5 protein-coding genes are annotated in these 5,356 nt (G+C 71.4%); 2 read left to right on the top strand and 3 right to left on the bottom strand.

Features of this window, described 5'->3' with window-relative positions; all coding sequences use genetic code 11:
• Nucleotides 1-100: 100 nt before the first annotated feature.
• Both ABWI07_RS43690 and ABWI07_RS43695 read right to left on the bottom strand, forming a co-directional pair.
• Nucleotides 101-1,450 carry a class II 3-deoxy-7-phosphoheptulonate synthase gene (locus tag ABWI07_RS43690; protein ID WP_149264526.1) on the bottom strand — a complete coding sequence of 450 codons (1,350 nt, stop codon included), beginning with the start codon at nt 1,448-1,450 and terminating at the stop codon, nt 101-103.
• A 127-nt stretch (nt 1,451-1,577) separates the two neighbouring features.
• Nucleotides 1,578-2,582, bottom strand: coding sequence for a sigma-70 family RNA polymerase sigma factor (locus tag ABWI07_RS43695; RefSeq protein ID WP_353822156.1), 1,005 nt, complete (start codon nt 2,580-2,582; stop codon nt 1,578-1,580).
• Between the two features lie 130 nt (nt 2,583-2,712).
• Between ABWI07_RS43695 and trxA the strand changes: the two genes are divergently transcribed.
• Both trxA and ABWI07_RS43705 read left to right on the top strand, forming a co-directional pair.
• A complete protein-coding gene (gene trxA, locus ABWI07_RS43700) occupies nt 2,713-3,066 on the top strand; it encodes a thioredoxin (protein WP_353822157.1) in 354 nt (117 codons plus the stop codon).
• Between the two features lie 114 nt (nt 3,067-3,180).
• Nucleotides 3,181-4,014 (top strand): putative RNA methyltransferase, encoded by an 834-nt coding sequence (locus ABWI07_RS43705; RefSeq protein WP_353822158.1) that lies wholly within the window; start codon nt 3,181-3,183, stop codon nt 4,012-4,014.
• Here ABWI07_RS43705 and ABWI07_RS43710 read toward each other — a convergent pair.
• Nucleotides 3,932-4,711 carry a hypothetical protein gene (locus ABWI07_RS43710; RefSeq protein WP_353822159.1) on the bottom strand — a complete coding sequence of 260 codons (780 nt, stop codon included), beginning with the start codon at nt 4,709-4,711 and terminating at the stop codon, nt 3,932-3,934. The genes ABWI07_RS43705 and ABWI07_RS43710 overlap by 83 nt on opposite strands.
• Between the last annotated feature and the right edge of the window lie 645 nt (nt 4,712-5,356).

Raw genomic sequence — 5,356 nt, forward strand, 5'->3', positions numbered from 1 at the left:
GTGATGGTCCACGGCGCGGGCGCCGCGCAGGCGCTGCTGCGGGCCGGGGAGCTGGACGAGCTCGAACTACGCGCCTCTCAATCCGGGCGGGTGGGCCCGGTCAGACGGACTTGCGGTACAGCTCCGCGACCATGAAGGCCAGGTCCAGCGACTGGCCTCGGTTGAGCCGCGGGTCGCAGGCCGTCTCGTAGCGCTGGTGCAGGTCGGTCTCGGCGAGCCCCTGCCCGCCGCCGACGCACTCGGTCACGTCGTCGCCGGTGAACTCGATGTGGATGCCGCCCGGGTGCGTGCCGAGCGCCCGGTGGACCTCGAAGAACCCGGCGACCTCGTCGAGGACGTCGTCCAGCCGCCGGGTCTTGTGCCCGCTCGGCGCCTCGAACGTGTTGCCGTGCATGGGGTCGCAGATCCACGCGACCGGGGCCCCGCTCTGGTTCACCTTCTCGATCAGCGGCGGCAGCGCCTCGCGGATGCGGCCCGCCCCCATCCGGGTGATGAAGGTGAGCCGGCCCGGCTCGCCGTCGGGGTTCAGCCGCTTGATCAGGGCCAGCGCGTCGTCGGCCGAGGTCGTCGGGCCGAGCTTCACCCCGATCGGGTTGCGGATGTGGCGCAGGAACTCCACGTGCGCGCCGTCCAGCTGCCGGGTCCGCTCGCCGATCCACAGGAAGTGCGCGGACACGTCGTAGGGCAGGCCGCTCAGGTGGTCGATGCGGGTCAGCGCGCGCTCGTACTCCAGGAGCAGCGCCTCGTGGCTGGAGTAGAACTCCACCCCGTGGAACTCGTCGGGGTTGACTCCGCACGCCTTCATGAACGTCAGCGCCCGGTCGATCTCGCCCGCCAGCTGCTCGTAGCGGCGGCCCGCCGGGCTCTGCGCGACGAAGTCCTGGTTCCAGGCGTGCACTTGGCGCAGGTCGGCGTAGCCGCCCTTGGTGAACGCCCGGCACAGGTTCAGCGTCACCGCCGAGCAGTGGTACGCCTTGAGCAGGCGGTTCGGGTCGTTGCGCCGCGAGGCGGCGTCGAAGCCGAACCCGTTCACCGCGTCGCCCCGGTAGGCGGGGAGCTCCAGGCCGCCGCGCACCTCCACGGGCTTGGAGCGCGGCTTGGCGTACTGGCCCGCCATCCGGCCGATCTTCACGACGGGGACGCTCGCCGCGTAGGTGAGGACGACCGCCATCTGGAGCAGAGTCTTCAGCTTGTTCTTCACCGCGTCGGCGTTCGACCCCTCGAACGTCTCGGCGCAGTCGCCGCCCTGCAGGACGAACGCCTCACCGCGGGCGACGTCGGCGAGTTGAGCCTTCAACTGGTCGCATTCGCCGGCGAAGACGAGCGGCGGCTGCGCCGCCAGCTCGGCGGCCACCGCGCGTACCTCGGCCGGGTCGTCCCAATCGGGCTGCTGGAGGGCGGGGAGGGCGCGCCACGCGTCGAGGTCCCCGATGACGGCGGAAGTGCTCACCCCGAAAGGCTATGGCACCGCCCGCGCTCCGCGGACGGGAAGCCCCGTACGGCCCCCGGCGAACGCGACCGGGCGGCCCCGTTCGGGGCCGCCCGGTCAAGGTCATGCGGCGGGAGGGCGGACGTCGTCAGGCCGCCCGGGTTCCGGCGGCGGCCGGTTCGGGAGCGTTGCCGGGACCGCCGGCCAGCGTCCGGCGGCCGCTGAGGTCCGTCTCGGTCGCCAGCTGGCGCAGCCGCCGCAGCGAACGGTCGGTGATCTGGCGGACCCGGTTGTGGCTCAGGCCGTACCGGGCGCCGATCTGCGCGTACGACAGCGGCTGGCCGTTGTCCATCCCGAACCGGGCCCGCAGGATCGCGGACTCGCGCTCGGGAAGCCGGTCGAGCAGCCGGCCGAGGCCCTCGATGTCGTCCAGCGCGAGGATCTCGGTCTCCGGGGTGACGGCGTCCGGGTCCTCCAGCAGGTCGCCCATCGGCGTCTCGCCGGCGTCGTCGACGGTCGCGTCCAGGCTCGCCGGGTCGCGCCGCCAGCGCAGCAGTTCGTCGACGTGCTCGGCCTCGGCGCCGAGGCTGCCCGCGAGCTCCTCGCGGGTCGGCTCCCTGCCGAGCTCGCGGCCGAGCTGGCGCTCCGCGCGCCGCAGCCGCGACAGCTCCTCCTCCACGTGGACGGGCAGCCGGATCGTGCGGGCGGTGTGGCTGAGCCCGCGGCCGATCGCCTGCCGGATCCACCAGGTCGCGTACGTGGAGAACTTGAAGCCGCGGCGGTAGTCGAACTTCTCCACCGCGCGCATCAGCCCCAGGTTCCCCTCCTGGATGAGGTCTATGAGGGGCAACGAGTCGGTCGGGTACTTCCGGGCGATCGAGACCACCAGCCGCAGGTTGGCCTCGACGAAGCGCTGCTTCGCGCGCAGCCCCGCCGCGGCCAGCTCCTCCAGCTCCTCGCGGGACGCGCCCTCGGGCACCCTTCCCTCTTCGAGCAGCTGTTCGGCGTACAGGCCCCCTTCGATCGCCTTGGCCAGATCGACCTCCTCCTGCGCGTCGAGCAGGGGAGTACGGCCGATCCGGTCGAGGTACGCCCCGACTAGATCCTTGTCGGGGACTTCGACCCTGTCGCCCTTGGTACGGGTTCCAGCCATCCTGACCCTTCTCCGGTGCGATCTCCCTAGGAGGAGAACGCTAATTACCGCTCTGTGATTCCCGGGTGGGGAATACTGCGAGGCTGTAAGCCGCTCTACGTCGTGATACCCCGACTGAGGAGAAACCGACATGGCGACGGTCACACTGACCGCTGAGAACTTCGACGAGGTGGCTCAGGCCGACGGCATCGTGCTCGTCGACTTCTGGGCCGAGTGGTGCGGGCCGTGCAAGAGGTTCGCTCCCGTGTTCGAGCGGTCGGCGGGCAAGCACGAGGACATCGTCTTCGGCAAGGTGGACACCGACGCCGAGCCCGAGCTGTCGGAGCGGTTCGGGATCAGGTCCATCCCCACGCTGATGGCGATCCGCGACGGCATGATCGTCTTTGCGGAGCCGGGCGCGCTGCCCGAGTCGGTGCTGGAGAACGTGATCGAGCAGGTCCGCGGCCTGGACATGGAGGACGTCCGCAAGCGGGCGAAGGCCTGACCCGCGCCCGCCAGGTTGCGGGCACGAGGCGCCCAGCGGGCGCCCGGGCGGCGCGAGGGCAAAGAAGCGGACGGCGCCGCCCGCCGGCCGGGGCGCATGGTCGATGATGGACGGATGCTCGCCGATGTCGTCCGATACCTGGTGTGCCCCGTGTGCGGAGCCGGCCTCGAACTGGTCGACCGCGGACTGCGCTGTCCGGCCGGGCACGCCTTCGACATCGCGCGGCAGGGATACGCGAACCTGCTGCCGGGCAACGCCCGCCCGGGAACGGCCGACACGCCCGAGATGGTCCGTGCGAGGGACGAGTTCCTGACGGCGGGCCACTTCACGGCCCTCGCGGACCGGCTCGCCTGGAACGTCTCGCGCGCCGACCCGGCTTTCGTCCTGGACGCGGGCGCGGGAACCGGGCACTACCTGGGCCGCGTCCTCGACCGGGCGCCCGAGGCCGTCGGCCTCGCGCTGGACATCTCCAAGCACGCGGCCCGCCGCGCCGCCAAAGCGCATCCGCGCTGCGGGGCCGTCGTCGCGGACCTCTGGCGCCCGTTCCCGATCCGCGACGGCGCCGCCGACACCGTCGTGAACGTCTTCGCTCCGCGCAACGCCGCCGAGTTCCACCGCGTGCTCCGCGACGACGGGCTGCTGTTCACGGTGACGCCCTCACCCCGGCATCTCGGCACGGTCGTGGAAGCCCTCGGCCTCCTCTCGATCGACAAGCACAAGACCGAGCGCATGGACGCCGCGCTCGCGGGCTACTTCAAGCTGGACTCGCGCCAGGAGCTCGAGACCGAGGCCGTGCTGACGCACGGCGAGGTGATCACGCTCGTCGGGATGGGACCGAGCGCGCACCACGTCCCGGAGGAGCGGCTCAGGGAGCGGCTGGAGCGGCTGCCCGACCCGCTGCCCGTGCCGCTCTCGTTCGTCCTGTCCACCTACCGGCGGCTCGAGTAGGAGCGTCGGCGGGCTGAGCGATCTCCAGCAGCACCTGCGGGGTCTCGCCCGGCTCCGTCACCTCCTCGACGCCCGGCACGTCGACCGCCTCGTAGCGGAACGACGTGGAGAGCGAGCGGGACGCGGCGCTCAGCAGGAGCCGCTGCAGAGCCTGGCCCGCGCGCAGCCACTCGGCGGGGGAGTCCCCGCGGGTGGTCAGCACCGCCCGCTGCCCGGCCGAATCGCAGGCCGCGGGAAGTCGGCGAAGCGTCGCTCCTTCGAGCCGAGCCTCCCCGCCCAACTCGTCGAAGACCGGGGGAGGCGGGCAGATTCCTGCGGCGGGACGGTCGGAGCGGAACGGCCGGAGCGTGGCCGCGTAGAGAAGCCGTTCTTCCCGGGACACGCGGTGGCGGCCGACCAGACGCACGGACGCGAGGACGGATGGACGTCCCGGGTCCGGGAGCAGCCGGACCACGGCCTCGTGACCGAGTTGGGCGGCGGCGAGACGCAGGTTCACCAGCGCGGCGCCGCTGCTGAGGTGCAGGCTCCGCCCCGCGGGATCGTGCCTCGGCCGGAACCTGTCGGGATCCGCGTGCACCTCGATCAGGCCGGAGACGACCTTGAACCGCCAGGCGTGCACGTCGTGGACCGTCGGTCCCATCGTCGCGGCGACCACCAGACGCTCCGCCGAGGTGCGGGCGGTGAAGGACACGTTCACGAGATCTCCTCCTGGCCTCGGTCAAGGGTCGCGCCGGGAGCCGCCGCCCGTCCCGCGCGACGGCCTGCCGCAGGTGGGTGGTCAGGGCACGGTACCCCACTGTGACCGGAAGCACGTAGTACGGGAATGACGAGGTCAGCGCGCTCGATGCTGTGCTCGCGTGACAAAGATCCGCGGGTCGCGGCCGCCGCGATTTGACGGTCCCGGCGGGGCGTCTTAATGTCTCTCTCGCCCCAAGGGGAAGCGGACGCCGGAAGGCGGCCGGCCCTGGGGAGCCAAGCCGCCGAAAATGGTTCGAGTACCGCTCGGACTGTTGTAGGATGGCTGGACAGCCTGATACGGGATGCAGGACGCCGCGAGGTGGCCGGCCCGCAGGGCGCCTCCTACGAAACGATCTTTCCAGGTCTCTTCGGCCTGGGGATGTGTCGTCGCGTAGGGGACGGGCACACCTCCGACTCGTCGAAAAGATCTTCACGGATCTACTTGACAGCGGGGATGAGTCTGGTAAGTTAGCAGGGTTGCCCCGGAGCCGGGGTCCGCGAGAGCGGGATTCGGCGCGGTGGGTGTCCGTTTCTTGAGAACTCAACAGCGTGTTAAAAGCCAGTGCCTTTATCGGCTCGGTCGATTGTTCGGCCGGGTCGCCCC

Origin of the sequence: Actinomadura sp. NPDC000600, assembly GCF_040492135.1 — a bacterium.
GTDB lineage: Bacteria > Actinomycetota > Actinomycetes > Streptosporangiales > Streptosporangiaceae > Spirillospora.

Coding starts and splice junctions, on each gene's coding strand:
- ABWI07_RS43705 (WP_353822158.1), top strand. CDS start 3,181: ATGCTCGCCGATGTCGTCCGATACCTGGTGTGCCCCGTGTGCGGAGCC.
- trxA (WP_353822157.1), top strand. CDS start 2,713: ATGGCGACGGTCACACTGACCGCTGAGAACTTCGACGAGGTGGCTCAG.
- ABWI07_RS43695 (WP_353822156.1), bottom strand. CDS start 2,582: ATGGCTGGAACCCGTACCAAGGGCGACAGGGTCGAAGTCCCCGACAAG.